The following is a 1,507-nucleotide window of genomic DNA, read 5'->3' as shown; positions in this document are numbered from 1 at the left end:
CCCTGCGGCGCGCCGTACTGGCCCGGGTCGTGCGGTGCCGGCGACCGGTAGCCGCCCTGGTCCTGCGGCCCGCCCGCGAAGCCGCCACGGTCCTGGGGCGCGGGTGCGCCGTAGGTCGCGCCGCCCTGCGACTCGCCGGCACCGTACCCGCCTTGCGAATCGCCGGCACCGTACCCGCTCTGCGACTCGGCGGCACCGTACCCGCCCTGCTCCTGCGGTGCGGCGCCGTAGGTGCCGGCGCCCTGCGGCGCGCCGTACGTTCCCGGGCCGGCGTCCGCGGGCGCCGCACCGTAGGAACCGGCGCCCTGGGACGCGGCACCGTACGGGTCGGCGCCGGCCGGGTCGCCGTACTGCGCCGGCGGCTGGCCCTGCTGCTGGCCGTACGGGTCGGCGGCGTTGCGGTGCGCGGGTGCGCCGGCCGGGCCGGCGCCGTTCGGGTTCGCCGGCGGCCACCCGGGCTGCGCCGGCTGGGCGCCGCCCGCGGCGGCCGGGTCGTCGGCGCCGTGCTCCCACCAGCTGTTGCCCCGCTGCGCGTCGGCATCGCCACCGTCCGGCGTCGCCGGCTGCGCCGTGGCGGCCGGGCCGGCGGGCTGCGGCGGGCCCGGCTCGGCGCCGCTGCCCTGGTCGAGCAGCGCGGCGAGTTCGTCGGCGCTGATCCGGTTCGCGGCCGGCACCGTCGCCCGGCCGCGGGCCGCGACGACCGGCGGCACGTCGTCACCCGGCCAGGGCGCGGCGGCTGGCGGCCAGGCGGCCGGCGGACCGTCGTCGGCCGGCCGCGGCTCATCGTCGCGCGCGTGCCGGGCGGCACCGTCGCCGTACTCGACCGGTTCCGGCCGGGCCGGCTGGTAGCTGGGCTGCTCCGGCCGCGCCTGGTCGCCGCCGGCCTGCTCCGGCCTGGCCCGACCCTGGTCCGGCTGCGCCTGCCCGTACTCGGACCGCGCCGACTGCTGGTGGCCGGCCGGTTGACCCTGCTGGTACCCGGGCTGTTCGGTCGCGGGCGGCTCGGGTCGCTGCTCGTGGCCGGGTTGGGCGGCCGCCGGCGGTGCCGGCTGCTCGGACGGTTCCTGCCAGGCGTCGGCGAACGCCGCCCAGGGCGACGCGCCGTCTTCCGCCGGCGCGGTGCCCGCGTCGGCCGGCGCGTACCGGTCCACGGGCTCCTGGCCGGGGACGGCGAAGCTGCCCGGTGCGGCGGCCTGCTCGGCGGGCGCCGAGTGTGCGGCCGGGCTGCGGTCGGGTGCGTACCGGTCGACCGGCTCCTGACCGGGGACGGCGAAGCTGCCCGGTGCCGCGGCCTGCTCGGCGGGGGTCGGGTGCCCGGTCGCGCCGCCGTCGGGTGCGTACCGGTCGACCGGCTCCTGGCCGGGCACGGCGAAGCTGCCGGCGCCGTCGGCCGGCGCGAACCGGTCCACCGGCGCCTGACCGGGCGTACCGAAACCGCCCTCGGGCGCGGGCGCCGACTCCGCGGGCGCGTACCGGTCGACCGGCTCCTGCCCGGGCACCGCGAAGT

1 protein-coding gene is annotated in these 1,507 nt (G+C 81.2%); it reads right to left on the bottom strand.

Annotated features, from left to right (window positions below):
- The coding region (locus NUM_RS29065) for a DNA polymerase III subunit gamma/tau domain-containing protein (protein WP_459076867.1) at nt 1-1,507 on the bottom strand (1,507 nt) is incomplete at both ends.

It is taken from the genome of Actinocatenispora comari (assembly GCF_017312725.1).
Taxonomy (GTDB): domain Bacteria; phylum Actinomycetota; class Actinomycetes; order Mycobacteriales; family Micromonosporaceae; genus Actinocatenispora; species Actinocatenispora comari.
The sequence above is the reverse complement of the archived record's forward strand: the minus strand, read 5'-3'. Positions and strand labels throughout refer to the sequence as shown.